The following is a 26,010-nucleotide window of genomic DNA, read 5'->3' as shown; positions in this document are numbered from 1 at the left end:
CGCTCCCACTCCCACTGTTTGATCGTGCGTTCATTGGTGATCTAAAATCGCGCGATTCCATTGCCAAACTAAGCAAACGATACGGAAATTTCCTGATAGGAGACAAATTAAATCATGGCTACTTCTGGTAACGACGTTTTACTAGTACAAAATACATCTCCCGATATTCTCGGCGGACTCTCCGGAGACGACACTTATATTATTTCTGGTTCTCTTTTAACCGATACTCCGAAAGAAATCACAATTAGCGATACAGATGGCAGCAACAGCATCCAACTCGTTGATGGTCTAGAAATTGCATCTTCTGTTGTTGCTGGAACTGCTTTACAAATTACGTTAACCAATGGTGTTGTTATTAACGTCAACGGTGCAGACACCTTCACTTATGAGCCTGGTGGTAACGCCACTGCTGGGATTGATGAGGAAGATGTCAGCTACAGCGACTTTGTAACTGATACCCTTGGCACAACTGTTCCTGAAGGAGATGAAACGGTTGCTGGTGATGCAGTCACGATTGGTGAGGGCGATGAACCTACTCCTAATCTGATTGAGGGGACAGATGGCGATGATGTCATTACCCCCGCAGATGATGCTGATTTTGTTACCACTGATGCCGATGAAACCCTTCGTGGTGGAGATGGTAATGACTTACTCGATGGGGGCGGTGGTGCTGACACCGTTCAAGGCGACAGTGGCAATGACACCCTTGTTGGTGACCCCGATGACCCTGTCCTCGATGGTGGCGAAGGCTTTGACCGTCTCCAAACTGGTGCGGTCAGTGATTCCACCTTCGGTGTCGATGGTGATGATATTTCTCTCCGTCCTGTTAGCAATGTCGAGTTAATTGATGCCACCAATAGTGAAGGTGGAAATACCTTAGATTTATCGGATTTACTCATTGACTCCATCACTGGCGGTTCTAATACCTTTGGTGTTCTGGAAGACTCTCTCACCTTTGCTGTTGGCGATGCCGATGATGAAATCGATTTAGGGGACGTTACTCAAGATAAAGTAATTCGTATCATTGGTGACACCACAAACTTAGATGTCATCAACCCCAACAGTGTCCGAGTGGTTAACCTCACCGAAGGCGATAATGCTGTCCTCAATGGCGGTGACTTTACAGTTCCTGCTGGTGCGAGCTTCTATATTGGCACTGATAACCCAGAAACCATTACCGCTGACTTTGCTAATCTTGATTCTGAAGATACAATCGCTGCTGCTGGTGGCGAAGATATCCTCTTCTTCACAGGTAGCGCCGTTCCAGGTGAACTTCCCCTTGACGATCTCGAATATGTTTCTGGCATTGATGTCATTGCTGGTGACGCGGCAGTGAATGGAGATTTTGTTCTCACCAACGAATTGCTCGGTCAACTGGTTCGCGGTGAACCCGATGTTGATGAAGCAGATACTCTAACAGTTGTTGTTGATAGCCTCACCATCAATACACAAGATGTAGGTCAAGATGACACCGTTATCTTAGAAAATGGTGACTTTACCCTTGCTAATACCGACTCTGACCCCACTTTACTGCAAGGCAACATTGTCACGATTTCTGATGAAGGGGCAGGTACCATTTTGGGTGGTAATGGTAATGATTCTATCCAAGGTGGTGAAGCAGGCGACACTGTTAACTTAGCACCTGAGCCCCCGAGAAGCGTTGCCTCTGGTGATAACGTTGTTTCTGGTGCTGGCGGTAATGATGTTATTACGGCTGGCAGTGGTCAAGATAGTCTCAGTGGCGATGAAGGCGATGATACATTTAACTTCGGATTGAATACGACTAGTGGTGCCAGCCGCTTAAATGCTAACGACACTGTTTCCGGTGGTGAAGGCACAGGTGATGTTGTCAACTTAGCTGCTAATACACGCCTCACCTCTCAATCAGAAGTTCAAAACGTCACTGGTGTTGAAACGATTCAACTCAATGGTGACGCTGATTCTCCTGTCTTCAACCAGGTTACTTTAATTGACAACTTAGTTGATACCACAACCGATGATGCAACTTTAACCATTGATGCTAGCGGTAACTTTACCTTAAGTGACGATGATGACGCACTTGATCGCAATGTCATCGACTTGAAGTTCTTAGCTCCTGATTCTCAAGTTGTCGTAGAAGGCGGTAATGCTTCTGAACGTCTCATCTTCAGTGATGAATCCTTCAATGGTTTATCCGACCTCGATGGTGGTCAAGGCGGTATCAACCCTGCAAGCGTTGGTTTGCCCATTCCTGAGCGTTTTGTCATTGGTTTCACTCCTGACCCTGATGGTAATGGCATTTCTGGTGTTCCGCTTCCGGTTACGACTGAAGCAATTCGGACTAGTCTCGCCGATACAGTTACTAACGTTGATACCCTCGACTTCCGTGCTGATGGGGGTGATACCTTCACTGCTGATCCCACAGATTTCAATAATGTTGCCGGTTTTGAAGAAATTCAACTCACCAACTCCCAAAACCTCGCTCTTAGCAATTTCAACATCACGTTGACTGATGAAATTGTTCGCGAATTAACGCAACCTGCTGCAAGTAACGATCCCACGAATCTGTTCATCAGCCTTGATGTTATTGACCAAATTGGCACAAATGACCTCGGTTTAGAAATCAGCCCCAACAGCAACATCAATATCGATGCTAGCGAGTTAACCAGCACTCTCAATACAGTCACTGTCCTTAACCCCAACGGAGCGAACATTAATGTTACCCCTCCAACACCAGGACTGCCAACCCGTGTAACTAACGTTTCTGCAGATAATATTACCTCTGCTGAACTTGCCCAAGCGCAAACTGAACCGACAGGCAGCACTATTTTCAATGATTATGCGAACGCTGCTGTGACAGTTACTGTTGCTAACAACTCGTTTGATAATGTTGCTGACCTTGACTTTGGAGCAGGTCGTGGAGTTAATTCTGGTGCGCCTGCTCTAGCGGCACCAACTGCACATACAATCACAACGGGTGATGGTAGCTTCATTGTAACGACATATGATGGAGCAGACTTTGACAATGATGGTGTGCTAGATCCAGGAGAAGATTTGAATGGTGACGGATTCATCGATGGTCGTGACAACATTACCACTGGTAATGGTGATGACCAAATTGATGGTGGAGATGCCAATGACACAATTCAAGGGGGTGCTGGTGCTGACACCCTAGATGGGGGTGAAGGTGATATTGATGGTGCTGGCGGTACTCGTTTCATTCCCACTGGAGGAGCTAATGATACAGTCAGCTATTCCCTTTCCGATGCGAGTGTTACGGTTGATTTAGGTGCAGGCACTGCTTCCGGTGGTCATGCCGATGGCGATGTCTTCATCTTCTTCGACTCTGATAATAACGGCACTCTAGATACCAACACCTTTGAAAGCGCTGCGGGTTCTGGCTTTGATGATACGCTCACTGGTGATGGTCGGATTAACGTCCTAACTGGTAATGCTGGCGATGACGCTTTAACCGCTCTTGCTGGTGCAGATACGCTGAATGGAGGTGCTGGACTAGACACACTCGATGCTGGTAATGGCGCTGATCTGCTTAATGGTGGTATAGATAACGATACCCTGAATGGAGGTCAAGGTCCTGACACAATTGATGGTGGTGATATTCAAGGTGATGTAGATACAGATACATTAACTTATGCAACTTCCAGTGTTGGGGTCAATGTTGATTTAGACCCCTCAACTGTTGGTGCTGCAGATGGTAGTGGTATTACAGCTGCTGATCCTTTGGTCCAAATTGACACTGATGGTGATGGCATCTTGGATGCTACTGGTTTCTTTGTTCCTGGTGCACAACCAGCTAATAGTCCAGCAATAGGTGATTTCTTAGTAACAATCGATCAAGATGGTGATGGAGTTCAAGACACCAATACTATTAATAATCTGAGTGGTTCAATTGCGAATGACACCCTGGTTGGAGATGATGATCCTAATACTCTAAATGGATTAGCTGGTGATGATATTGTTGTCGGTGACACTGGTTCTGACGTTGTCATTGGTGGTGCTGGTAATGACACCCTAGGTGGTGATGATATTACTGGTGCTGTCGGCGGTGGTGCTGACTTAGTTCAAGGCGATGCCGGCGATGATGTCATTTTTGTTGATAATGACGGTGTTGCAATTGATACCCTTGAGGGGGGCGATGGCACTGATGTCCTTGATTTCTCCAACTTAACAGGTCCAGTCCAAATTGATTTAACAACTGGCAGTTCCAGCACAGGTGATATCTTTACTGAAATTGAGGATGTCATTGGAACGGCTGCTGGTGATACCTTTACTGCTAACGCAGATGAGAATACCTTCACCGGTAATGCTGGTGCTGATACTTTTGTCTTCAACAGTGTTGCTGCTGCCGGAGATGCCATTACTGACTTCGACCCAGTTAATGGCGATCAAATTAGCCTATCTGTCAGCGGTGGCTTTGAAGATGGCGGTGCTGGTGCTGGTGTTGATCTGCTGGATGCAGCTCTGCCTGGTGGTGCTGTTCCTGAGGTCATCAATGCCTTTGTCTTCAATAGCGGTGTTGCAGCAGAAGGAAGTAATATCAGTCTGCCTGCTGGCGTTACTGATCCCAACTTGCCAACCTACGTATTCGAGCAAAGTACAGGTCGTTTAGCCTTTGATGCCGATGGCGAAGGTGGATCAAGCAGTGTACAAGATATTGCTTCTTTGAGCTTTGATGATCCAACATTTGACCCATTTGCCAACGTAGCAGATGCTCAAGCTCTCTTCGCTGGAATTGACTTTGCCTAAGAAGTTAGCCGTTTCGAGTTAGAGTGATTGTAAAATTCGAGGACTTTACTTTCTCAGCTCGGAATAATTGCAAGGGGAGGATAGCCTCCTCTCCTTGACTCTAAAGCAGATGTTTCACAAGACAAATACAACAATACAGACTCAACTTCAATTTGGAGGTAACAACAACAATGGCTTTTGGAATTATTGATACTGGAGCAGACGGTCAAGTCGGCGGTACTGGTGAAAATGCTGATAGTATTAGCCTAATCAGTGCTGGTGGTAATAGCATTACTGCTGAGCCAACCGAGATCGAAGAAGCAGATCAAGATCCTGACACTGATAATAATGTCGTCACTTTTACAATCAGCATTCCCGACTCTGCAGGAGAAACCGTTCCGGTTACTATTGAGACTATTGAGGGAGATATTAATGCAGATGATGTTGAAGGTCCTCTCCCAACTGAGATTACCCTTGATGCGGAAGGGAATGCCACAGTTGAGTTAGCTTTCGTTGCAGATGAAAGTGTTGATGAAGGAGAAGAAACGTTTACCCTTAAGGCAGAACTTGAGGCAGAAGATGTAACTTCTCCTGAAGTTACGGTTGCTGATACAAGCACTGCTGATGGCGGTGGTGATACTACACCTCCAGAATTAGAAGCGACGACTCCTGCTGATGATGCGGTTGATGTGGATGTTGCAGGTGATTTATCCCTCGACTTCAATGAAAATGTAGAGGCGGGAACGGGTGATATCACAATTACTGACCTCACTGATGACAGCAGCACTCAAACCATCCCTGTTACTGATGCGCAAGTCAGTATTGCCGATGATATTGTGACGATTAACCCCACGGATGACTTGGAAGCAGGTACTGAATACGAGGTCACCTTTGATGCTGGTGTCTTCCAAGATATTGCTGGTAATGACTTTGATGGGATTGCTGCTGGTGACTTTAGTTTCACCACTGCTGATGGTGGCGGCGATTTCACCGATGAAAATATTGATGGACAAGGATCTCTGGAAAATCCTGCAACGTTTGATGCAGGTACAGATGCCTTCAACTTCATTGATAGTGTTGATCAAGCTAACGCTGTTGATATCTCTAACTTTGGTGCAGACGACCAAATCACTTTCCAAGGTGTGATTGCAGATGATGTGAGTTTCCAAGAAAGTAACGGTAATACCCAGTTTGACATTGATGATGGGGCAGGAACTGTTTCCCGAATCACTTTACTGGGCGTTACAACAGGTGCTTTTGACGTCAATGGCTTTAATGATAGTCCAGATTTTGGAGACGTTGTATTTGCTTAAACCAGTGATTTAAGTCTTGTCACTACACCGTGGTGTCCTTAACTTGGTAAAGAGAAGGGGCACTACGGTTTTTTTGTCCTTGAAATAGAAATTAAAATTAGGAGAAGTTGAGTTATGGCGACTAATGTCATCATTATTTTAAAGGCGGATGCCCCAGATACATTTCCAGTTTCCACTGGTGTATTTGCTGATTTTGCTGGCTCTGCAGAGAGTAGTCGCACCATTGAGATTGCTGCTGGAGCAGGTGCCGAAAACCTTGATTCTGGAGTCAATGTTAGGATTAATGGAAATAGTAGTGATTTTGACTATTTACGAGATGGTTCAACACTACAAATTATTGATAGTGAAGGGAACATCACGGCAGAGTTATTAGCTTCTCCCAATACCAGCAGTCAAGTCACCTTTGATGATGGGGCGACCGAGGTTGCGGTTGAAGGTAGTCAAATTAGCTTTGGTGGACAACTCTTTGATCCTGGAGACGAAATTGATGGTGCAACCACTCCCTTAGTTTTTGGTAATGAAATCGAAGGCACGCAAAGCCTTGATGAATTGGGCGGTACAGTGACTGGTGCTGCCGAAGAATTTGATGCAAGCACAGACAGTTTTATTTTCACTGACAGTGTTGATACGCCAAATAATGTCGAAATTTTTGGTTTTGGCAATGATGACCAAATTTCCTTACAAGGTGTGACACAAGATGACGTTTCTTTCCAAGAAAGCGATGGCAATACTCAGTTTGACTTTGACGACGGATCAGGGTCTGTTTCCCGAATAACCCTCATTGATGTGACAACTGGTGCATTTGGAATCGATGGCTTTAATGATAGTCCAGATTTTGGAGACGTTGTATTTGCTTAAACCAGTGATTTAAGTCTTGTCACTACACCGTGGTGTCCTTAACTTGGTAAAGAGAAGGGGCACTACGGTTTTTTTGTCCTTGAAGATGATCCGAATTTTGGTGATCAGTAATCAGTGACCAGTTAAAATTTGATGGTTATGATTGGTGTTGGGTTTCACTTGGTTTCACCCAACCTACGCGGGTTGAGAGGGATAGGGATTTAAGAAGGGGAATTTTGATGTTTTTGGGCTTCTTCTCTAACAATTTCTAAAGGTAAATCAAGCCATTGCGCGATGGTTTCTAAATCAACGCCAGATGCTACCATTCGCGAAACAGCTTCCTGTTTCCCTTCCTGTTTCCCTTCCTGTTTCCCTTCCTGTTTCCCTTCAGCAAAGACTTCTTGATAAAAACGAGTTTGCTTTAAATCTTCGACTCCTAACATGGTTGCAATCTCCTGACGACTCTTTTGCGGAAACTTATAAACCATAATAGTTACCAATTTTGTAGACAAATATCTACTCAGGCTTTGTAAGGCTGGAACCTTACTGGGCTAACTACAAGCCTCTCTATTGGTTTTCCATCAAAGATAGAGTCACCAACTACTTTTCTTAGGATGTTGAGACAGCCATTTAGATCTGCATTGATTTTTTGACCAGAAGAAGAGTTAAACAGACCTCTTTTAACTCTACGTCCCTTGTAATTAGTGTGCTTTTTAATTGGTTCTAGGTCTGGGAAACTACACCTTGAAGTGTAACTTTCTTCGGTCAAAGTTACTTTAATCCCCACTAACTCTGCTTTATATGTTAATTGATCTATAAAACGAGCATGAGGAATTTGAGTGAAGTTTTGATTATTACGCTTTCCTATTTCTATATTTTGTTTCCAGTTTTCATTCTTTCCAATCACTAGATGACCAACACCGCGCTCTAAAAGTTGATTAATAATTAATCTACTAGCTGTGTGGAGGTAATAATCCACTTTATTGTTGCGTTTTAGTGTTAATCCTTCTAGTTTTTTAGAAGTAAACTGATTAGAGGGTAGCTGAGATTGTAGTTTTGCTTTCTTTTTGTTGTAAAACTGATTGCAAGATTTTAAGGCTTTCCCATCAACAATAAAAGGCTTAAAATCAGGATCACTGCTTCCAACCGTTGCTAAATTATTCAAACCTATATCAACCCCAGCTACTTTTTCTTGAGGTAGTAGTTGTGCTTCTTGAACCGTATAAATAGCCTCTAAAACATAACAATTGTTCTTAGGAATAATCCTTACTTCTTCTATTTGTTTTAGGTTGGTTGGTACTTTTAGGGACAGCCCAGAGGGGCTAATGAAACCTTGGCGTAACCACTTTTTAGAAAAAGCCTGACTATTATAGGTTAGAACATTCCTACCTTTAGTTTTATCCTTATAGCTAGGAAGTTTAGGTCTGGAGAAAAAATTATCGGAGTTTTTCTCATATGCTTTAATTGCCTCAAAGTAAGACTTAAAACATCTAACCACCTGTTTAATTACTAACTGAGCGACTTTAGTTGGTAAGGCTTGATAGTCCTTTCCAGTCTTTAATAAGTGATAAAGCTGGTTAAAGCTAGGAATTGGTGTTCCATTAAAGAAAGCCTGACGGCAGATATAAACAGCAGAATTGAATAAGTTCTTAGAAGCAAACGCTGTCCGATCAATCTCAGCAAATTGCCTATGAGTTTTCTTGATTAGATGCTTTTGAACTTGTCTCATTTTCTTCTAAGCAATTAATGAGGCACTCAGTTTTTCTTTTTCGTCGTCGTCATCCATAAATGCGGGCACAGAAGGAAGTAATAATGCTAATAAAATCTTGCATTATATCTTCTGTTTCTTCTCCAGACAGGTTTACTACTTCTATGGATTTTCCTTGCTTGTTAAGCAGAGTTTCTAAGTAATTAAATCCTACTCTCGTCAACCTATCTTTATGTTCAACAACAATTAAGTGGTAATCATCTTGGCGATCGTAACTTAGATAATTTCCTGCGTTTGTCGTTGACTCCGCTTCCAACCTCCTTAATCACTTTGGTAATTTGGTAACCTTTAGCGGAGCAATAACGAATAAGCCTTTCTGCTTGAGACTCTAAGTTATCCTTATTTTCAGCACTAGAAACTCGCGCATAAATAACAACACCTTTGACAGAAGAACTGGGAGTTTCTAAGATTATCGTTCCCGTTGGTAACTGATATCCATTTAATTCCCCTCTTTTCCACATCCGATGTGCAGTTCGATAGCTTATTCCTTTTTGTTTGGCATAGGTGGAAAGTTTCATATGTTCGTTATAGACTATAGATGTCTATATTTTCAACGAAACTTTGCAATACTCTCAATTAAATCTATGATATCTTGTTGCTGTCTGGACTGATCCACCTGTTGAGTTGTCTGCTTTAACAAGGCTTGTGCTCGCTGAGGAACTTCGGTTTCATTCGCAACAATTAGTTTGACCAAACGAATGCCGAAAGGACTCTCCTCGGTGTCTGTCAACTCATTTAGGTAAATACGGGTCACCTGGTCTGAATGCAACAAACATCCAAAATGAAGTTCAGCGTTGCGTTCGATCCCGCCATGGGGATAAATGACCACTACTTGCCAAGGATGAGGGGGTTGATATTGTCGTAAATACAGAAATAACTCAGCAAATAGGCGATAATAGAGGTCTTCATCCGGTTGAAATTGCACTTCCACCACATAAAAGGGAGCATTCCTGTCTCCATTTTGGGGCAGAAACACCCCATCAAGGCGAAAGGCAAGTTGTTTAACTTCGACAGAGGTAAATTGATATTTACTGGCGGGTTGAGGAGAATCGGAGAGGAGTTCAAATAGCAGTTGTGGTCGAATCTGGAAGAGACGATAAAATAGAGAATCGGTTTTCATCACCAGAATGAACAGGGGTTTGCTGATGATTATCTCATGGCATCCCTTTCTTAGAAACAGTGACCAGTGACCAGTGACCAGTTAAAATTTGATGGTTATGATTGGTGTTGGGTTTCACTTGGTTTCACCCAACCTACGCGGGTTGAGAGGGATAGGGATTTAAGAAGAGGAGTTTTGATGTTTTTGCGCTTCTTCTCTGACAATTTCTAACGGTAAATCTAAGCACTGCGCGATCGTTTCTAGTTCCAATCCTAACGCTATCATTCGAGACACAGCTTCTCGTTTTCCTTCTTGTTTCCCTTCTTGTATTCCTTCTTGTATTCCTTCTTGTTTCCCTTCAGCAAAGACTTCTTGATAAAAACGAGTTTGTTTTAAATCTTCGACTCCTAACATGGTTGCAATCTCCTGACGACTCTTTTGCGGGAACTTATAGACCATAATACTCTCAATTACATCTATGATATCGTCTTGCAGTTTTGAGGGCATGATTTCCGCTTGGGTTTGTTGGAGTAAACTTCTCGCCTGTTGAGAGACTTCAATTTCACTAGCGATAATGAGTTTGACCAAACGAACGCCAAAAGCACTGCTTTCAGTTGTTTCTAATTCCTCTAGATAAATGCGAGTGACTCGATTGAGATTTAATAAGTCTTCAAACTGACCTTCAACCAGTCGTTCTACACTTCGTCGCGGATAAATCACCACCACTCGCCAAGGATGAGGGGGTTGATATTGTCGTAGATAGAGAAAAAGTTCAGCAAAGACTCGATAGTAAAGTTCCTCATCAGGTTGAAACTGGACTTCCACCACATAAAAAGGAGCATTCCTGTCTCCATTTTGGGGCAGAAACAGACCATCAAGGCGAAAGGCAAGTTGTTTGACTTCTACAGAGGTAAATTGATAGCTACTGGCGGGTTGAGGAGAATCGGAGAGGAGTTCAAATAGCAGTTGTGGTCGAATCTGGAAGAGACGATAAAAATAGAGAATCGGTTTTCATCACCAGAATGAACAGGGGTTTGCTGATGATTATCTCATGGCATCCCTTTCTTAGAAACAGTGACCAGTGACCAGTGACCAGTTAAAATTTGATGGTTATGATTGGTGTTGGGTTTCACTTGGTTTCACCCAACCTACGCGGGTTGAGAGGGATAGGGATTTAAGAAGAGGAGTTTTGATGTTTTTGCGCTTCTTCTCTAACAATTTCTAACGGTAAATCAAGCCATTGCGCGATGGTTTCTAAATCAACGCCAGATGCTACCATTCGCGAAACAGCTTCCTGTTTCCCTTCTTGTTTCCCTTCAGCAAAGACTTCTTGATAAAAACGAGTTTGTTTTAAATCTTCGACTCCTAACATGGTTGCAATCTCCTGACGACTCTTTTGCGGGAACTTATAGACCATAATACTCTCAATTACATCTATGATATCGTCTTGCAGTTTTGAGGGCATGATTTCCGCTTGGGTTTGTTGGAGTAAACTTCTCGCCTGTTGAGAGACTTCAATTTCACTAGCGATAATGAGTTTGACCAAACGAACGCCAAAAGCACTGCTTTCAGTTGTTTCTAATTCCTCTAGATAAATGCGAGTGACTCGATTGAGATTTAATAAGTCTTCAAACTGACCTTCAACCAGTCGTTCTACACTTCGTCGCGGATAAATCACCACCACTCGCCAAGGATGAGGGGGTTGATGTTGTCGTAGATAGAGAAAAAGTTCAGCAAAGACTCGATAGTAAAGTTCCTCATCAGGTTGAAACTGGACTTCCACCACATAAAAAGGAGCATTCCTGTCTCCATTTTGGGGCAGAAACAGACCATCAAGGCGAAAGGCAAGTTGTTTGACTTCTACAGAGGTAAATTGATAGCTACTGGCGGGTTGAGGAGAATCGGAGAGGAGTTCAAATAGCAGTTGTGGTCGAATCTGGAAGAGACGATAAAATAGAGAATCGGTTTTCATTACCAGAATGAACAGGGGTTTGTTGATGATTATCTCATGGCATCACTTCCTTAGAAACAGTGACCAGTGACCAGTGACCAGTTAAAATTTGATGGTTATGATTGGTGTTGGGTTTCACTTGGTTTCACCCAACCTACGCGGGTTGAGAGGGATAGGGATTTAAGAAGAGGAGTTTTGATGTTTTTGCGCTTCTTCTCTAACAATTTCTAACGGTAAATCAAGCCATTGCGCGATGGTTTCTAAATCAACGCCAGATGCTACCATTCGCGAAACAGCTTCCTGTTTCCCTTCCTGTTTCCCTTCCTGTTTCCCTTCAGCAAAGACTTCTTGATAAAAACGAGTTTGTTTTAAATCTTCCACTCCTAACATGGTTGCAATCTCCTGACGACTCTTTTGCGGGAACTTATAGACCATAATACTCTCAATTACATCTATGATATCGTCTTGCAGTTTTGAGGGCATGATTTCCGCTTGGGTTTGTTGGAGTAAACTTCTCGCCTGTTGAGAGACTTCAATTTCACTAGCGATAATGAGTTTGACCAAACGAACGCCAAAAGCACTGCTTTCAGTTGTTTCCAATTCCTCTAGATAAATGCGAGTGACTCGATTGAGATTTAATAAGTCTTCAAACTGACCTTCAACCAGTCGTTCTACACTTCGTCGCGGATAAATCACCACCACTCGCCAAGGATGAGGGGGTTGATATTGTCGTAGATAGAGAAAAAGTTCAAGCAAAGACTCGATAGTAAAGTTCCTCATCAGGTTGAAACTGGACTTCCACCACATAAAAAGGAGCATTCCTGTCTCCATTTTGGGGCAGAAACAGACCATCAAGGCGAAAGGCAAGTTGTTTGACTTCTACAGAGGTAAATTGATAGCTACTGGCGGGTTGAGGAGAATCGGAGAGGAGTTCAAATAGCAGTTGTGGTCGAATCTGGAAGAGACGATAAAATAGAGAATCGGTTTTCATCACCAGAATGAACAGGGGTTTGCTGATGATTATCTCATGGCATCCCTTTCTTAGAAACAGTGACCAGTGACCAGTGACCAGTTAAAATTTGATGGTTATGATTGGTGTTGGGTTTCACTTGGTTTCACCCAACCTACGCGGGTTGAGAGGGATAGGGATTTAAGAAGAGGAGTTTTGATGTTTTTGCGCTTCTTCTCTAACAATTTCTAACGGTAAATCAAGCCATTGCGCGATGGTTTCTAAATCAACGCCAGATGCTACCATTCGCGAAACAGCTTCCTGTTTCCCTTCTTGTTTCCCTTCAGCAAAGACTTCTTGATAAAAACGAGTTTGTTTTAAATCTTCGACTCCTAACATGGTTGCAATCTCCTGACGACTCTTTTGCGGGAACTTATAGACCATAATACTCTCAATTACATCTATGATATCGTCTTGCAGTTTTGAGGGCATGATTTCCGCTTGGGTTTGTTGGAGTAAACTTCTCGCCTGTTGAGAGACTTCAATTTCACTAGCGATAATGAGTTTGACCAAACGAACGCCAAAAGCACTGCTTTCAGTTGTTTCCAATTCCTCTAGATAAATGCGAGTGACTCGATTGAGATTTAATAAGTCTTCAAACTGACCTTCAACCAGTCGTTCTACACTTCGTCGCGGATAAATCACCACCACTCGCCAAGGATGAGGGGGTTGATGTTGTCGTAGATAGAGAAAAAGTTCAGCAAAGACTCGATAGTAAAGTTCCTCATCAGGTTGAAACTGGACTTCCACCACATAAAAAGGAGCATTCCTGTCTCCATTTTGGGGGCAGAAACAGACCATCAAGGCGAAAGGCAAGTTGTTTGACTTCTACAGAGGTAAATTGATAGCTACTGGCGGGTTGAGGAGAATCGGAGAGGAGTTCAAATAGCAGTTGTGGTCGAATCTGGAAGAGACGATAAAATAGAGAATCGGTTTTCATTACCAGAATGAACAGGGGTTTGTTGATGATTATCTCATGGCATCACTTCCTTAGAAACAGTGACCAGTGACCAGTGACCAGTTAAAATTTGATGGTTATGATTGGTGTTGGGTTTCACTTGGTTTCACCCAACCTACGCGGTTTGAGAGGGATAGGGATTTAAGAAGAGGAGTTTTGATGTTTTTGCGCTTCTTCTCTGACAATTTCTAAAGGTAAATCAAGCCATTGCGCGATGGTTTCTAAATCAACGCCAGATGCTACCATTCGCGAAACAGCTTCCTGTTTCCCTTCCTGTTTCCCTTCCTGTTTCCCTTCAGCAAAGACTTCTTGATAAAAACGAGTTTGTTTTAAATCTTCGACTCCTAACATGGTTGCAATCTCCTGACGACTCTTTTGCGGGAACTTATAGACCATAATACTCTCAATTACATCTATGATATCGTCTTGCAGTTTTGAGGGCATGATTTCCGCTTGGGTTTGTTGGAGTAAACTTCTCGCCTGTTGAGAGACTTCAATTTCACTAGCGATAATGAGTTTGACCAAACGAACGCCAAAAGCACTGCTTTCAGTTGTTTCTAATTCCTCTAGATAAATGCGAGTGACTCGATTGAGATTTAATAAGTCTTCAAACTGACCTTCAACCAGTCGTTCTACACTTCGTCGCGGATAAATCACCACCACTCGCCAAGGATGAGGGGGTTGATATTGTCGTAGATAGAGAAAAAGTTCAGCAAAGACTCGATAGTAAAGTTCCTCATCAGGTTGAAACTGGACTTCCACCACATAAAAAGGAGCATTCCTGTCTCCATTTTGGGGCAGAAACACCCCATCAAGGCGAAAGGCAAGTTGTTTGACTTCTACAGAGGTAAATTGATAGCTACTGGCGGGTTGAGGAGAACCAGAGAGGAGTTCAAATAGCAGTTGCGGTCGAATTTGGAAGAGACGATAAAACAGAGAATCGGTTTTCATCACCAGAATGAACAGGGGTTTGTTGATGATTATCTCATGGCATCACTTCCTTAGAAACAGTGACCAGTGACCAGTGACCAGTTAAAATTTGATGGTTATGATTGGTGTTGGGTTTCACTTGGTTTCACCCAACCTACGCGGTTTGAGAGGGATAGGGATTTAAGAAGAGGAGTTTTGATGTTTTTGGGCTTCTTCTCTGACAATTTCTAACGGTAAATCTAAGCACTGCGCGATCGGTTTTTGGGAAGCGCGATCGGTAGTAAAATTAAATACGCTTGATACTGACCAACGGTCACGCCTTGCAAAGCGTGAGGACAGGAATATTCCTAAACCGAAGGTGTAATCTTCGACTAATTTTGCTCTTTGATTAAATGGACTTTGAATTATCTAAACACGCCCAAGAAGAATTGCAAAAACGACGCATTCCCTTACAAGTTCTACAATTCATTCTAAATCGTCCTAGCCAAATCATAGAAGAACAGGATTTCACTATCTATCAAGGTTTATTCATTAGTCATAATAAAAAGAGGTATTTACTCAGGGTTTTTGTTAATACAACTCTACAACCCCCGAAAGTAATTACTGTTTATAAAACAAGTAACATTAGTAAGTATTGGAGGGAATCATGAAAATTAAGTACGATCAAGAAGTTGATGTCTTGCGGATTCTTTGGGGTAATGATCCAATCGAAGAAAGTGATGAAGAGCAAGCTGGAGTAATTTTAGATTATAACGAACAAGGAAAAGTGATTGGTCTCGAAATTTTACAGGCTTCAGAACAGGTGGATGATTGGAAGGATCTAGAGGGGTTCTTGCCTCCTGAAAGATTTGTACTTGATACTTAAAGCGCGATCGGTTTTTGGGAAGCGCGATCGCTGCTAGTTTAAGAAGTCGAATTTGTGTTTTTTTCGGCTTCTTCTCTAACAATTTCTAAAGGTAAATCTAAGCACTGCGCGATCGGTTGGGCAGTGATCAGTTATCAGTGACCAGTGAACTAAGAAAGAAGAACTAATGACTAATGACTAATGACTATGGGAAGCGCGATCGCGCTCTTCGATTAGGTGCTAAAGGCAATTTTCCCTTAAAATTTGATGGTTATGATTGGTGTTGGGTTTCACTTGGTTTCACCCAACCTACGCGGGTTGAGAGGGATAGGGATTTAAGAAGAGGAGTTTTGATGTTTTTGCGCTTCTTCTCTGACAATTTCTAACGGTAAATCTAAGCACTGCGCGATCGTTTCTAGTTCCAATCCTAACGCTATCATTCGAGACACAGCTTCTCGTTTTCCTTCTTGTTTCCCTTCTTGTATTCCTTCTTGTTTCCCTTCAGCAAACACTTCTTGATAAAAGCGAGTTTGCTTTAAATCTTCCACTCCTAACATGGTTGCAATCTCCTGACGACTCTTTTGCGGGAACTTATGACCGTGAATCAGTCAGAAAGCCTTCGATTTCTGACTGATTCATGGTAACGTTCTCAGGATGAGACCATTGACCGTGGATGACATAGTTTTATCCACCACTCAGGGGGTTTGACTCAGAACTTGTGCGCGTGCAGGACTTCGGCCTCACAGAGATAGGTAATGCCCGAATAATCCTCGAAAAACTGTGCTGCGACTTCATCTGAAATCTTCAGGGCCATCTCCCGAGTGGGGGTGAGTACCTCGAACTTGATATTTGATTCGGTGTCACCAACAGTCGGTTGTCCCGACGAGCGTACGTTACGACTCCCTTTACCACCAGTCTCCAACACCGTGTAACCAGTAGCCCCAGCTGCATCAATGATCTTGGCGACTTTTTTTAGCAGTAACTTCTCGGTTATAATAACAAGCTTGTTGGCTTGCTTGGTCATCTTGCTTACCTCCTTAGATATATATTCATGGAACGATTGAGTCGTTAGTGTAGGGGCGGACAGACCGCGCCCCATCTGAAATCAGCCACCCCCCATCAGAGCCTGAGCGAGCCCGATGAAGAGGGGGATTCCGATCGCAAGCGCGATCGGCGTGCCAACGGCTGTGGACGATCCGATGTAGGCGGAAGGATTAGCCTTGGGAATGCCAGCTCGTAAAGTGGGCGGTCCTGAGATATCGGAACTGGAGGACGCAATAACAGCTAGGATCACGACACCGCCAGGGCTGAATCCTGTAGTGATGTGGGCAACATAGCCGAGACCAAAGCCAATGAGTCCATGGAGCAGCGGCGCAACGAAGGCATATACAGCGTACCACTGAGCCACCTTGCGCAGTTCACTAATCCTTGCCCAGGCTTCCATACCCATGACCAGCATCAGAATCGAAAGCAGACCGCGGAAGAGGGGATTGAAGAAGCTCTCATAAACACTTTCTGGACGGGTTAGTATGCCTAAAGCGAGACCAAGCAGCAGCGCCGATAGTGCTGAGCCTTGGAGGCTTTCCTTCACAATCGGCCAAATCTCAACCCGCTTGCCTTGCTGCTCGCGATACTCCTGTCGGGTTGTGGGATACTCGGGGGGCACGCTAGAATAGTCACCTGTGCTAGTGCCATGCTCGCTGAGAACCTCCCCTGCAGCAACCCGTTGCTTGCTGAGAGACTCCTGCTTGCTAAGAACCTCCCCTGCGGTATCACGCTGCTTGCCAACATAAATGCTTGCTAAGACAATCGCCGTCACGAGTGCTGGGATATCCATAAAGGGATAGAGTGCTGCAGCCCAAGCCTCGTATTGGAGACCTTCCGATTCCAGCATCGTTATACCAGCGGCGAGGGTAGAGCCACTCACAGCCCCGAACAAGCCCCCAGTTGCAATGGCATCTACGGTTTTGATTTTCGGCAGCTTAGCCAACGTATTGCACGCGATGAACACGATAAGGATTCCGATAATCGCAGCAAACACTGCGGGCAACAGCATCTGCGCCAGATTGGCATTACGGATCGCAATACCGCCACTGAGACCGACTTTGATCAGCAGCATAAAGACGATAAACTTATAGATCGCATCTGGAATTTGCAGTCGACTATTGAGGGCAGCAACGACCATACCGCCAATGAGAAAGCCGAGTGTCGGGGACTGCAACTTATCCACGAAGCGCGTCAAGAAATCTGATAAGAAATCCACTAATAAATACCTCCTTTAGCCTCCTCTAACGAGGAGCGATTATTGTGATAAGTGATTTTTAAAAAGTAAGGGAGAAGTGCTTCACCCCTATAGCACAGGTTTTATGCGAGAACCTGTCGATCGGGTGTTCAGAGATGGCTGCTCTCTGAACAGAGCAGGAAGGTAATAGCTGTCCTGCACGACTTGCATAGAGTTTGATCTATTAAGAACTAAATCTCTACATAATTAAGTCTATCTTAAAAAGCACAGATTTTCGCGCTCCCTAACATGGATTTGAAACACAATGTCAAATTCAAATCATAAGTTTTTCTTAATATCGAGCTTGGCAATTCCCGCCTCTGGTTAAGAATCAAGGTGAGGGGGTGAGACCAATCAGGCGAGTCGGTCATCAGCAAGATGGGTCGCTGAAAGAAGAATCCCACGACTCAGCTAAAGTCGTGGGAGTGTCAATAGATGTCTCCAAGAGAATACCTCGCTCATAAGATGGGTTGTATCAATCCACTTGTAATTTGGGTGACTCGATTGGTGGGGTCGCCTCTAAAGGGGGACTATAGCGAGCGGTGTTAATCCAAATTACTGAAAGCAGTAAACCAACACCGCAACCGATCAAGAAAATCCAACCGTGGGAGGGTTCTAAAACACAAAGCAAGCGGCGATTACTGCCATATACCTGCACGACCCACCCCTCATCCGTATCTAATTTTGGCTGTGAGGGCCTAGATTCAAACTTATCCATTGTTTTTGCTCCATGCTGGTTGTGTGTATCAGTGACAAGCCCCTTTCCTGTATCGAAGGGAACACCTGACGAAAATCTCTCTGTGTGATGTGTGTAGTAGCTTCAGAACAGTGGTTGTGTCTTGGAGCTGCTTTCGCTGAATTTATAGATAGAAATCTACGCTTCAAGTAAACACCATATTTTAAAGTTTATGCAATGCCTAGCTAACAAGCAACATTTTTTACCGCCAACGCCGCGACAAGAGTCATCAATTTCCACCTGTAAGGGTAACAGTAGGTTTTTGTTGCCCTTGCCACTGTGTTTCCAGGGGTTTAATTTCCGTTTTTAAGGTTATTTGACCCGTTTCAGAGGTGAATTTAATGGCATTACTAAAAAGAACAGCGCCGATCAATGCGACGCTTTAAGGTGCTAATTTTGCAGTAAGAAAAATCAAACTTATCTCGCTGATTTAAGGTATTTAAAATTTCTTGAATTTGCTCAGAAGAGATATATAGCAGTTCTCGAATTCATGAGGTACATTCTAAATTTTTGTTCTTCGTTCTTTGTTCTTTGTTGGTTGTTAATCAATGAACCACGAACCATGAACCATGAACCATGAACGTCCACCGACTTGCTTTGTACCTCAACAGACTAAGAAACGCTATACTGAGAGACTCCAATAATTTAAATTCTGTTTAATTATACTCATCTTTTTCTTCCGATAACTCCTACTCTAGAGTGAGCAAGTTCCTGTTACGATCAAAGTTAGATGAATTGGAGAGAAAACTACGAACTACACCCCACCCCTGGCTCGTCTCATTGAACGATTACAAGGCTTACCTGGTGTTGGTCCGAAAACCGCCCAACGTCTTGCTTTTCATATCTTAAAACGCCCCGAAGCAGAAGTCGAAGCCCTGGCAAAAGCCCTGATTGAAGCGAAAAAACAAATCGGGTTATGTCGGGTTTGCTTTCATCTCAGTGCTGATTCAGTTTGTGAAATTTGCAGCAACTCTAACCGTGATGACAGTACCATTTGTGTCGTCTCTGATTCTCGGGATGTGATTGCTTTAGAAAAAACCCGAGAATATTCTGGGAAATATCATGTCCTCGGGGGGGTGATTTCTCCGATGGATGGGATTGGTCCCGAACAACTGCACATTCAACCGTTAGTGGAACGAGTGAGTCAAGAGAAGGTAAAAGAGGTCATTCTTGCCATTAGCCCTAGTGTGGAAGGAGATACAACCACTCTATATTTGGGTCAATTGTTAAAACCTTTTACTCGTGTCACTCGCATTGCCTTTGGTTTGCCAATGGGGGGGGATTTAGAATATGCTGATGAAATTACGCTTGCACGGGCGTTAGAAGGACGAAGAGATTTAGAGTGATGTCAATAGCCAGGGAAAAGTTTGCTCAAGAAATGACGCTGCCAGATGAAGAGATTAATTTGGCAAAGGTTGCCCTGTATATTGCCCAAGAGGAAACCCCTGATTTAGACGTTGATTTCTATTTGGCACAATTGGATCAGTGGGCGCAACAGGTGCAGGAATTACTCCCTGACGAACGGTATCCTTTGCGGGTGATTCAAACTCTGAATCAGTTTTTATATGAAGAGTTAGGCTTCCAAGGCAACGAAGAGGATTATTATGATCCGTGCAATAGCTTCTTGAATGAAGTCATGGCACGTCGCACGGGGATTCCGATTACATTGGCGTTAGTGTATTTAGAAGTTGCCCACCGCATTGAGTTTCCGATGGTGGGGATTGGGATGCCTGGACATTTTTTAATCCGCCCTGATTTTAAGGATGCTGGGATTTTTGTGGATGCGTTTCATAAGGGAGAAGTCTTATTTCCCCAAGATTGTGCAAACCGCCTACAAGAAATTTATCAGCAACCGATCGCGCTAGAACCTGAATTTTTAGAAGCAGTCAGCAAACGAGAGTTTATCGGACGAATGCTGACCAATCTGAAACTAATTTACATTAACCACCAAGATGTGGAACGGGCGTTAAGCATTATTGAACGGTTATTGTTAGTGTTCCCTGATGCAATTACCGAACAGCGCGATCGCGGGCTTTTATCCTATCAACTCGGACAGATTCCCCAAGCCATTGCTGATCTCAAAACCTATCTCGCCCATTTCCCTGATGCTTCTGATGCCAGTATGATTCAACTGCTACTGCGTCAGATCACACCCCAGTAATGAAGAGGGGGAGAGAGGGTGAACGAAGAACGAATTACTGTAAGCCACTTTGAATATAAAGGCTTTCCGCCACTCGTTTCAGGCGACGGAGTTGGGCGGACATATCTTGTTGTGTTAAACGGGCTGCAAACAGTTCAAAGCCAACTTTGATCAGGGGATTGGGGATTTTGAACTCAAAACGGTTGATGAGTTTCGTTCCATCTTGGTTCGGTTGACATTCCCAGCGATCGCGCCCTTGAAAAAAGCCCACAAACTCCCAGACAATCAACCCAGGTTCTCGCTCGACAACGGTATTTTTCAGCGTCGGTTGGATGCCAGGTAAATCAATAATAAACCGACTGCGACTGCCCAGTTTAGTATCCCACTCTCCAATCGGTTCGCAGCGTAAACGGGGATTCAACCAACGGTGCATTAACGCGCGATCGCTGATACATTGCTCCACCATAACGGCACTAGCATTAATCTGAATGGATTGTTCAAATACTTTATAATCTTTCATTAACTGTAACTTTAAGACAACATCATTTTCTCCCTTCCCATCAATTCTAAAAAATCTGGATTAACCATTTATTGATTTCTAATTCTAACGGGAATACCGATAAAATTTTTTATATTTTATACAGCAAGATTATCAGAGAATTTATCTCACGAGTCGTATTTTTGGCTTTTAATGTTGTAGAACTAGATTTTCATACTAAAATAAAGCCAATTCGTTGAGAAAGGGCATTTTTTCCCCGACTCATCTGAATCATTCTATGAATAGCGTCTTAATCTCAAAACAACTGTACAACTCTTAACCTAATGCAGAAAGATGGTTCTCTCTAATCTAGCAATGGTAATAACACAACCCCCAATCTTACTTGCCCAGAATAGTGTCGGTGATTTAATCTCTCAAGTCTTACAAGATTCTAGAAGTTTTGTTTATGCAATCCTAATCCTCGTCGTTGGCTGGATTGTTGCTTGGGGAGTCGCTGGCATTGTGCGTGGTCTTCTCAAACGCACCGAAATCGATAACCGCATTGCCACTTGGCTCACTGGACAACAAGGGGATGAACCCATTCCCATCGAAAAATGGACGGCAGATGTTGTCTATTGGCTGATTCTGTTATTTGTGGTTGTTGCTGCACTGCAACGGTTACAACTGGAAGCAGTTTCAGAACCTTTAAATACCCTGCTCAATGAAATTACAGGTTTCTTACCGCAAATCGGTGCTGCTGTCATTCTCCTCGGAATTGCTTGGTTATTAGCAACGTTGGTGAGAATTTTAGTGGTGCGGATTTTACGAACCTTCGATATTGATCAGCGTTTTGGAGAACAACTGGGAACACCCGATAGTGAACTCACCTTAAGTGACACCATTGGCAATACCCTCTATTGGTTCATTTTCCTCCTGTTTCTCCCTTCCATTCTCAGTACCTTACAGTTAGAAGGAACGTTACGCCCAGTTCAAGAGCTTGTTAACCGCATCCTTTCCATTCTGCCTAATATTTTGGCAGCGTTCTTAATTGTCTTTATTGGTTGGTTGATTGCACAAGTTGTCCGAAGAGTTGTCACCAATCTTTTAGCCAGTACGGGGTCCGATCAGTTAGGAAACCGCTTAGGCTTATCAGGAACAGGGGAAACGCAATCTTTATCTTGGATTGTGGGGACGTTAGTTTATGTGCTGATTTTAATTCCTGTCGCGATCGCGGGGCTAGAAGCCTTAAAAGTGGAAGCCATTTCCGAACCTGCGATTGCCATGCTGGATCAAATTCTTAACGCTTTACCCAAGATCTTCACCGCAGCGTTAATCCTGATTATTTCTTACTTCCTCGCCCAGTATATTTGTGAATTTGTCAGCAATATTCTCTCTAACGTCGGGTTTGATAATCTCTTTACTTGGCTAGGTTTACAACGTCCTCAAGACGAACAAGAAGCGGAAACCGTTCTCACCCAACAAACCCAACAACGGACAGCCCAATCTCCTCTCCAGCAGCGCACTCCCTCAGAATTAATGGGAATTATCACGCTGGTGGGGATTATGCTATTTGCCACTCTTGCAGCCGTGAATATTCTAGATATTCCTGCATTAACCGAGTTAGTCAGTGGCATTGTCCTCGTTTCGGGTCAAATCATTGCTGGTTTGATTGTTTTTGCAGTGGGCTTATATTTTGCCAACCTTGCGTTTAATCTTATTCTCAGTTCGGGAATGCAGCAAAGTAATACCCTAGCTCAAACCGCCCGCATCGTGATTATTGCCTTTAGTTTGGCGATGGGACTGCAACAAATGGGAATTGCTCCTAATATTGTTAATTTAGCCTTTGGTTTACTCTTAGGTTCGATTGCAGTCGCGATCGCGCTGGCTTTTGGTTTAGGCTCTCGCGAGATTGCAGCCGAACAAGTCCGAGAATGGCTTAATAATTTTAAGTCTTCTGAAAACAACAACGATTAGAGTTCAACTAAAAGTAATCTTAATCATTGCTCCGATTAATTCGGGGCTTTTTTTCTCCGAAAATTGCTGTAAAATTAAGACAAAAGCCTCAAAATAAGGAGAATAATGGGTTATGGCAGTTAAAAAACAATATAACAGTTTTTCCGAACTGCTCACTGAGTCTCCCACTCCCGTTTTAGTCGATTTTTATGCGGTTTGGTGTGGTCCCTGTCAAATGATGTCACCTGTATTAGATGCAGTGAAAAAGCAGTTTCATGACCGTTTAACCGTGGTTAAAATCGACACCGATAAATATCCTGACATTGCCTCTGAATATCAGATCCTTGCTTTACCCACGCTCATCCTATTTAAAGACGGCAAACCCGCCCAACGCTTTGAAGGAATGCGGAGTAATGAACAATTGATTTCTGAGTTAGAAAAATTGCTTTAAATTTGTTATTTGTTCTTCGTTCTTTGTTAGTAGAAGTAGGGTGGGCAATGCCCACTCTGCCATGACTGTGCTGGTACGGGGTTGCTGATGATTACTTTTTCAAAGAAGAAGAATATTTAGCATCGAGAGCAGCTTTAGGATAAGCAATACGTTTGTGATTGGTTTGTTGCCAAACTCTAACAAAAACTTGAGCAACTTTTTTCAGTTCAGTGCGGGTTAAGTTAGCATCTTTTAATTGATTATCTTGCCAGCGCGATCGGATAATTTTATTCACCATTGCTAATGCTTTTTCGGGAGAAACATCACTCAGCGATCGCAGCGCAGCTTCACAGCCATCCGCTAACATCACAATCCCCGTTTCTCGCGATTGGGGAGTCGGTCCGTCATAACGAAAATCACTTTCTAAAACGGTTTCTTGACTCTCCTTTTGCGCTTGAAAATAAAAGTAAGAAATCAGTAATGTTCCTTGATGTTCAGGAATAAAATCTTGAATCGCTTTCGGTAGCCCACAACGACGCGCCATCACTAAGCCTTCGCTAACGTGCTTTTTAATAATTTTGGCACTGGCGTAAGGATCATTGATCTCATCATGCTTATTTTTACAACCCATTTGGTTTTCAATAAAGCCTAGGGGGTCGTGCATTTTGCCAATATCATGATAAAGCGTCCCCGCACGGACTAATTCCACATTACAATTCAATTCTCGCGCTGCTGCTTCGGCTAAGGAAGCGACAAATAAGGTATGTTGAAACGTGCCTGGGGCTTCAATGGCTAAACGCTGTAATAAGGGGCGATTGGGATTGGCTAATTCTGCTAAACGGATCGGTGTGACTAAATCAAAGAAACGTTCGAGATAAGGAGAAACCCCAAAAGCAACAATACTCCAAACTAATCCCGATAAGCCATAAATCACGGCATCTGGTAGCATCGCATACCAAATCGTTTCCCCCATTGTGTTTAGAATTAAACCGAGCAGCAAATAAACTGCCCCTTCCACTAAGCCGATCGCGCCTCCTAAAAGAGCTAACTCCTCACGCGATCGCAGCCGTCCCGCAATTCCCGCAGCTAATAAACCGCCTACTGCACCTGTAATCAGAGCCTCCCAAGCAACCGGAACACTCTGACCGCTCAACAGGGTATAAACTTCTAGCCCTGTCACTAAGCTGACTTGAGTTAAGGCTAAACTTGGCCCATAAAAACTGCTGACGAGTAACCCCACTGCGGGTAAGCAGGAATAAGGGACACCAAGCATTAATAACAGGGGGCTTGCCACACTAAGCAAAATGAGCAGGATTTGATCTCGTCGTCGCAGTTGCCGTTTGACAACCCGTTTCACCCACCAAAACAGCGCGATCGCGCCTGTGACAAACATTCCACACAGAAACAAACCATCCCAACTCACCCCTCGTTGACTCAAACCTAACGCATCCAACAGCAAAAACTGTTCCCGACTAATCACCTCTCCTGAAGTGACAATTGCTTCTCCAGCTTCCACCCGCAGCATCACTGGATCGACCGCTGATGCAATCGCCTCTGCACGACGTTCGGTTTGGGGGGTATCTTCCACTAAATTAGGCGTGAGAGTTTCTCTTAAGATTTCACTCGATAGCGCGATCGCGCTTGCTGGAACTTTTTCCTCTAGTTGTAAAGGAATTGCGGATCGGAAAACCGATGGCGGTAACCCTGGTGCAATCCCTTGCGCGAGCATTTGACGGGCCGTTTTTTCAATCGCGGTGCGAGTGGTTTGCCAATCAGAAGGAGACAAACTTAACAACACCCGACGTTGCGTAGAACTGAGCCAACTGGTTTCCTGATCATGAATCGTGGCTGTACTATATAACGTGGTGCGGTATTGCTGGCGAGCTTGCTCAATTTGGCTTAATAACTGGGAAAATTCTGAGGAGGATAAGTCTTCTGAGAGTTGAGCCAGTTGTGACTGTGCTTGTTCAGAAAGGGATTGTCCTTGAGGAGAAGTTGAATCTAAATTGCTTAAAAGGCTTTCCCAAGCCGTTTGAGAACAAGTCCGAAGATAAACCTGTACCGATTCCGATAATTGCTTGGTGGGGGCAAAAAGAACCGCTCCTGCTTGTTCTCGTTGTGCCGATAAAGCATCGAGTTTGCTGTTCAAACTACGGAGAATGGCTTCATTTTTTCCCTGATCCACCTTTAAAATTGGCGTTAAGCGCGATCGCGCGGTTTCCTGCTTTTGAGCCGTTTTCAAATCATCTTTAATATTGACTTGAGAGGGAGCAATAATCGTTTCGGGAGCTTTTGTCCCAATTGCCAATTGAGGCTGATTATACAACCGATTCCCGACCACTCCTGTTAAGCTGAGTACAGCCAGAAGAAAAATTAACCACGAACCAGAAGTAAAAATCGCCGTGATTTGTTTTCCTAGCCATTGCTGTAAGGAAAGCCGATTTCGAGGATGATGAGCGAGTCGATGAGTAATACTGGGAGAATGTTTCATCAGCTTTAAATCGCCTTGCGGAGCTAGATTCAGTTGTGCCATTCCACCAGCTGGCACGACTCCTGAA

Annotated in this window: 25 protein-coding genes and 1 pseudogene; 9 read left to right on the top strand and 17 right to left on the bottom strand. The window is 43.6% G+C overall.

Annotated elements, in window-relative coordinates; genetic code table 11:
* The first annotated feature begins 114 nt into the window (after positions 1 to 114).
* From PCC7418_RS00360 to PCC7418_RS00350, 3 genes are all read left to right on the top strand, one after another.
* Positions 115 to 4,746: an S-layer family protein gene (locus PCC7418_RS00360; protein WP_015224198.1), complete on the top strand. Its 4,632-nt coding sequence runs from the start codon at positions 115 to 117 to the stop codon at positions 4,744 to 4,746.
* A gap of 170 nt (positions 4,747 to 4,916) precedes the next feature.
* On the top strand, positions 4,917 to 6,038 hold the full coding sequence (locus PCC7418_RS00355) for an Ig-like domain-containing protein (RefSeq protein ID WP_015224197.1): 1,122 nt from the start codon (positions 4,917 to 4,919) through the stop codon (positions 6,036 to 6,038).
* A 114-nt stretch (positions 6,039 to 6,152) separates the two neighbouring features.
* Complete coding sequence (locus tag PCC7418_RS00350; RefSeq protein ID WP_015224196.1) at positions 6,153 to 6,896, top strand: hypothetical protein; 744 nt, start codon at positions 6,153 to 6,155, stop codon at positions 6,894 to 6,896.
* A 200-nt stretch (positions 6,897 to 7,096) separates the two neighbouring features.
* On the opposite strand, the gene PCC7418_RS00345 is transcribed toward PCC7418_RS00350, so the two are convergent.
* From PCC7418_RS00345 to PCC7418_RS00305, 11 genes and pseudogenes are all read right to left on the bottom strand, one after another.
* The gene (locus PCC7418_RS00345; protein WP_255348289.1) at positions 7,097 to 7,375 is read right to left on the bottom strand and encodes an Rpn family recombination-promoting nuclease/putative transposase; all 279 of its coding nucleotides are present in this window, start codon (positions 7,373 to 7,375) and stop codon (positions 7,097 to 7,099) included.
* A gap of 20 nt (positions 7,376 to 7,395) precedes the next feature.
* A complete protein-coding gene (locus PCC7418_RS00340; protein ID WP_015224195.1) occupies positions 7,396 to 8,604 on the bottom strand; it encodes an RNA-guided endonuclease TnpB family protein in 1,209 nt (402 codons plus the stop codon).
* Positions 8,564 to 9,161: pseudogene (locus tag PCC7418_RS00335) on the bottom strand (IS607 family transposase). The gene PCC7418_RS00340 and the pseudogene PCC7418_RS00335 overlap by 41 nt, the downstream one beginning before the upstream one ends.
* A 32-nt stretch (positions 9,162 to 9,193) precedes the next feature.
* Complete coding sequence (locus PCC7418_RS00330; protein WP_041596353.1) at positions 9,194 to 9,763, bottom strand: Rpn family recombination-promoting nuclease/putative transposase; 570 nt, start codon at positions 9,761 to 9,763, stop codon at positions 9,194 to 9,196.
* Positions 9,764 to 9,922: 159 nt separating this feature from the next.
* Positions 9,923 to 10,708 (bottom strand): Rpn family recombination-promoting nuclease/putative transposase, encoded by a 786-nt coding sequence (locus PCC7418_RS00325; protein WP_396275496.1) that lies wholly within the window; start codon positions 10,706 to 10,708, stop codon positions 9,923 to 9,925.
* Positions 10,709 to 10,916: 208 nt separating this feature from the next.
* Entirely contained in the window at positions 10,917 to 11,714 is a 798-nt protein-coding gene (locus tag PCC7418_RS00320; protein ID WP_015224194.1) for an Rpn family recombination-promoting nuclease/putative transposase, read from the bottom strand.
* 159 nt (positions 11,715 to 11,873) lie between these two features.
* Positions 11,874 to 12,473, bottom strand: a complete 600-nt coding sequence (locus PCC7418_RS00315; protein ID WP_315862134.1) for an Rpn family recombination-promoting nuclease/putative transposase — start codon at positions 12,471 to 12,473, stop codon at positions 11,874 to 11,876.
* On the bottom strand, positions 12,442 to 12,684 hold the full coding sequence (locus tag PCC7418_RS21235) for a DUF2887 domain-containing protein (RefSeq protein ID WP_315862133.1): 243 nt from the start codon (positions 12,682 to 12,684) through the stop codon (positions 12,442 to 12,444). The genes PCC7418_RS00315 and PCC7418_RS21235 overlap by 32 nt, the downstream gene beginning before the upstream one ends.
* 159 nt (positions 12,685 to 12,843) lie before the next feature.
* The gene (locus tag PCC7418_RS00310) at positions 12,844 to 13,455 is read right to left on the bottom strand and encodes an Rpn family recombination-promoting nuclease/putative transposase (protein WP_255348271.1); all 612 of its coding nucleotides are present in this window, start codon (positions 13,453 to 13,455) and stop codon (positions 12,844 to 12,846) included.
* Positions 13,430 to 13,642, bottom strand: coding sequence for an Rpn family recombination-promoting nuclease/putative transposase (locus PCC7418_RS21070; RefSeq protein WP_255348270.1), 213 nt, complete (start codon positions 13,640 to 13,642; stop codon positions 13,430 to 13,432). Before PCC7418_RS21070 ends, PCC7418_RS00310 begins: the two co-directional genes overlap by 26 nt.
* 159 nt (positions 13,643 to 13,801) lie before the next feature.
* Positions 13,802 to 14,611 carry an Rpn family recombination-promoting nuclease/putative transposase gene (locus tag PCC7418_RS00305; RefSeq protein ID WP_015224193.1) on the bottom strand — a complete coding sequence of 270 codons (810 nt, stop codon included), beginning with the start codon at positions 14,609 to 14,611 and terminating at the stop codon, positions 13,802 to 13,804.
* A gap of 371 nt (positions 14,612 to 14,982) precedes the next feature.
* On the opposite strand from PCC7418_RS00305, the gene PCC7418_RS21280 reads away from it, so the two are divergent.
* Both PCC7418_RS21280 and PCC7418_RS00295 read left to right on the top strand, forming a co-directional pair.
* The gene (locus tag PCC7418_RS21280) at positions 14,983 to 15,240 is read left to right on the top strand and encodes a DUF4258 domain-containing protein (protein WP_015224192.1); all 258 of its coding nucleotides are present in this window, start codon (positions 14,983 to 14,985) and stop codon (positions 15,238 to 15,240) included.
* Entirely contained in the window at positions 15,237 to 15,455 is a 219-nt protein-coding gene (locus PCC7418_RS00295; protein WP_015224191.1) for a DUF2283 domain-containing protein, read from the top strand. The genes PCC7418_RS21280 and PCC7418_RS00295 overlap by 4 nt, the downstream gene beginning before the upstream one ends.
* A 314-nt stretch (positions 15,456 to 15,769) precedes the next feature.
* Here the strand turns inward: PCC7418_RS00295 and PCC7418_RS00290 are convergent, their stop codons facing one another.
* The 4 genes from PCC7418_RS00290 to PCC7418_RS21230 form a co-directional block, all read right to left on the bottom strand.
* A complete protein-coding gene (locus PCC7418_RS00290) occupies positions 15,770 to 16,039 on the bottom strand; it encodes an Rpn family recombination-promoting nuclease/putative transposase (RefSeq protein ID WP_255348288.1) in 270 nt (89 codons plus the stop codon).
* A 104-nt stretch (positions 16,040 to 16,143) separates the two neighbouring features.
* Positions 16,144 to 16,458, bottom strand: a complete 315-nt coding sequence (locus PCC7418_RS00285) for a P-II family nitrogen regulator (protein WP_015224190.1) — start codon at positions 16,456 to 16,458, stop codon at positions 16,144 to 16,146.
* Between the two features lie 81 nt (positions 16,459 to 16,539).
* Positions 16,540 to 17,697, bottom strand: coding sequence for a sodium-dependent bicarbonate transport family permease (locus PCC7418_RS00280; RefSeq protein ID WP_015224189.1), 1,158 nt, complete (start codon positions 17,695 to 17,697; stop codon positions 16,540 to 16,542).
* Positions 17,698 to 18,190: 493 nt separating this feature from the next.
* The gene (locus PCC7418_RS21230) at positions 18,191 to 18,433 is read right to left on the bottom strand and encodes a hypothetical protein (RefSeq protein ID WP_015224188.1); all 243 of its coding nucleotides are present in this window, start codon (positions 18,431 to 18,433) and stop codon (positions 18,191 to 18,193) included.
* A 752-nt stretch (positions 18,434 to 19,185) separates the two neighbouring features.
* On the opposite strand from PCC7418_RS21230, the gene recR reads away from it, so the two are divergent.
* Positions 19,186 to 19,797, top strand: coding sequence for a recombination mediator RecR (gene recR / locus PCC7418_RS00270; RefSeq protein WP_015224187.1), 612 nt, complete (start codon positions 19,186 to 19,188; stop codon positions 19,795 to 19,797).
* Positions 19,797 to 20,612, top strand: coding sequence for a SirB1 family protein (locus PCC7418_RS00265; RefSeq protein WP_015224186.1), 816 nt, complete (start codon positions 19,797 to 19,799; stop codon positions 20,610 to 20,612). Before recR ends, PCC7418_RS00265 begins: the two co-directional genes overlap by 1 nt.
* 34 nt (positions 20,613 to 20,646) lie before the next feature.
* Here the strand turns inward: PCC7418_RS00265 and PCC7418_RS00260 are convergent, their stop codons facing one another.
* On the bottom strand, positions 20,647 to 21,111 hold the full coding sequence (locus PCC7418_RS00260; protein WP_015224185.1) for an SRPBCC family protein: 465 nt from the start codon (positions 21,109 to 21,111) through the stop codon (positions 20,647 to 20,649).
* Positions 21,112 to 21,444: 333 nt separating this feature from the next.
* On the opposite strand from PCC7418_RS00260, the gene PCC7418_RS00255 reads away from it, so the two are divergent.
* Entirely contained in the window at positions 21,445 to 23,043 is a 1,599-nt protein-coding gene (locus tag PCC7418_RS00255; protein ID WP_041596350.1) for a mechanosensitive ion channel, read from the top strand.
* A gap of 112 nt (positions 23,044 to 23,155) precedes the next feature.
* The gene (gene trxA, locus PCC7418_RS00250; protein ID WP_015224183.1) at positions 23,156 to 23,473 is read left to right on the top strand and encodes a thioredoxin; all 318 of its coding nucleotides are present in this window, start codon (positions 23,156 to 23,158) and stop codon (positions 23,471 to 23,473) included.
* 91 nt (positions 23,474 to 23,564) lie between these two features.
* On the opposite strand, the gene PCC7418_RS00245 is transcribed toward trxA, so the two are convergent.
* Positions 23,565 to 26,000, bottom strand: coding sequence for an HD family phosphohydrolase (locus PCC7418_RS00245; RefSeq protein ID WP_216086657.1), 2,436 nt, complete (start codon positions 25,998 to 26,000; stop codon positions 23,565 to 23,567).
* Positions 26,001 to 26,010 lie beyond the last annotated feature (10 nt).

Origin of the sequence: Halothece sp. PCC 7418, from assembly GCF_000317635.1 — a bacterium.
Taxonomy (GTDB): domain Bacteria; phylum Cyanobacteriota; class Cyanobacteriia; order Cyanobacteriales; family Rubidibacteraceae; genus Halothece.
This window is presented reverse-complemented; position numbering and strand designations above follow the sequence as displayed.

What these genes read in the sequence shown, in the direction of transcription:
- PCC7418_RS00360 (WP_015224198.1), top strand. Translation starts at nt 115, where the DNA reads ATGGCTACTTCTGGTAACGACGTTTTACTAGTACAAAATACATCTCCC.
- PCC7418_RS00355 (WP_015224197.1), top strand. Translation starts at nt 4,917, where the DNA reads ATGGCTTTTGGAATTATTGATACTGGAGCAGACGGTCAAGTCGGCGGT.
- PCC7418_RS00350 (WP_015224196.1), top strand. Translation starts at nt 6,153, where the DNA reads ATGGCGACTAATGTCATCATTATTTTAAAGGCGGATGCCCCAGATACA.
- PCC7418_RS00340 (WP_015224195.1), bottom strand. Translation starts at nt 8,604, where the DNA reads ATGAGACAAGTTCAAAAGCATCTAATCAAGAAAACTCATAGGCAATTT.
- PCC7418_RS00330 (WP_041596353.1), bottom strand. Translation starts at nt 9,763, where the DNA reads ATGAAAACCGATTCTCTATTTTATCGTCTCTTCCAGATTCGACCACAA.
- PCC7418_RS00320 (WP_015224194.1), bottom strand. Translation starts at nt 11,714, where the DNA reads ATGAAAACCGATTCTCTATTTTATCGTCTCTTCCAGATTCGACCACAA.
- PCC7418_RS00315 (WP_315862134.1), bottom strand. Translation starts at nt 12,473, where the DNA reads ATGAGGAACTTTACTATCGAGTCTTTGCTTGAACTTTTTCTCTATCTA.
- PCC7418_RS21235 (WP_315862133.1), bottom strand. Translation starts at nt 12,684, where the DNA reads ATGAAAACCGATTCTCTATTTTATCGTCTCTTCCAGATTCGACCACAA.
- PCC7418_RS21070 (WP_255348270.1), bottom strand. Translation starts at nt 13,642, where the DNA reads ATGAAAACCGATTCTCTATTTTATCGTCTCTTCCAGATTCGACCACAA.
- PCC7418_RS00305 (WP_015224193.1), bottom strand. Translation starts at nt 14,611, where the DNA reads ATGAAAACCGATTCTCTGTTTTATCGTCTCTTCCAAATTCGACCGCAA.
- PCC7418_RS21280 (WP_015224192.1), top strand. Translation starts at nt 14,983, where the DNA reads ATGGACTTTGAATTATCTAAACACGCCCAAGAAGAATTGCAAAAACGA.
- PCC7418_RS00295 (WP_015224191.1), top strand. Translation starts at nt 15,237, where the DNA reads ATGAAAATTAAGTACGATCAAGAAGTTGATGTCTTGCGGATTCTTTGG.
- PCC7418_RS00285 (WP_015224190.1), bottom strand. Translation starts at nt 16,458, where the DNA reads ATGACCAAGCAAGCCAACAAGCTTGTTATTATAACCGAGAAGTTACTG.
- PCC7418_RS21230 (WP_015224188.1), bottom strand. Translation starts at nt 18,433, where the DNA reads ATGGATAAGTTTGAATCTAGGCCCTCACAGCCAAAATTAGATACGGAT.
- PCC7418_RS00265 (WP_015224186.1), top strand. Translation starts at nt 19,797, where the DNA reads ATGTCAATAGCCAGGGAAAAGTTTGCTCAAGAAATGACGCTGCCAGAT.
- PCC7418_RS00260 (WP_015224185.1), bottom strand. Translation starts at nt 21,111, where the DNA reads ATGAAAGATTATAAAGTATTTGAACAATCCATTCAGATTAATGCTAGT.
- PCC7418_RS00255 (WP_041596350.1), top strand. Translation starts at nt 21,445, where the DNA reads ATGGTAATAACACAACCCCCAATCTTACTTGCCCAGAATAGTGTCGGT.
- trxA (WP_015224183.1), top strand. Translation starts at nt 23,156, where the DNA reads ATGGCAGTTAAAAAACAATATAACAGTTTTTCCGAACTGCTCACTGAG.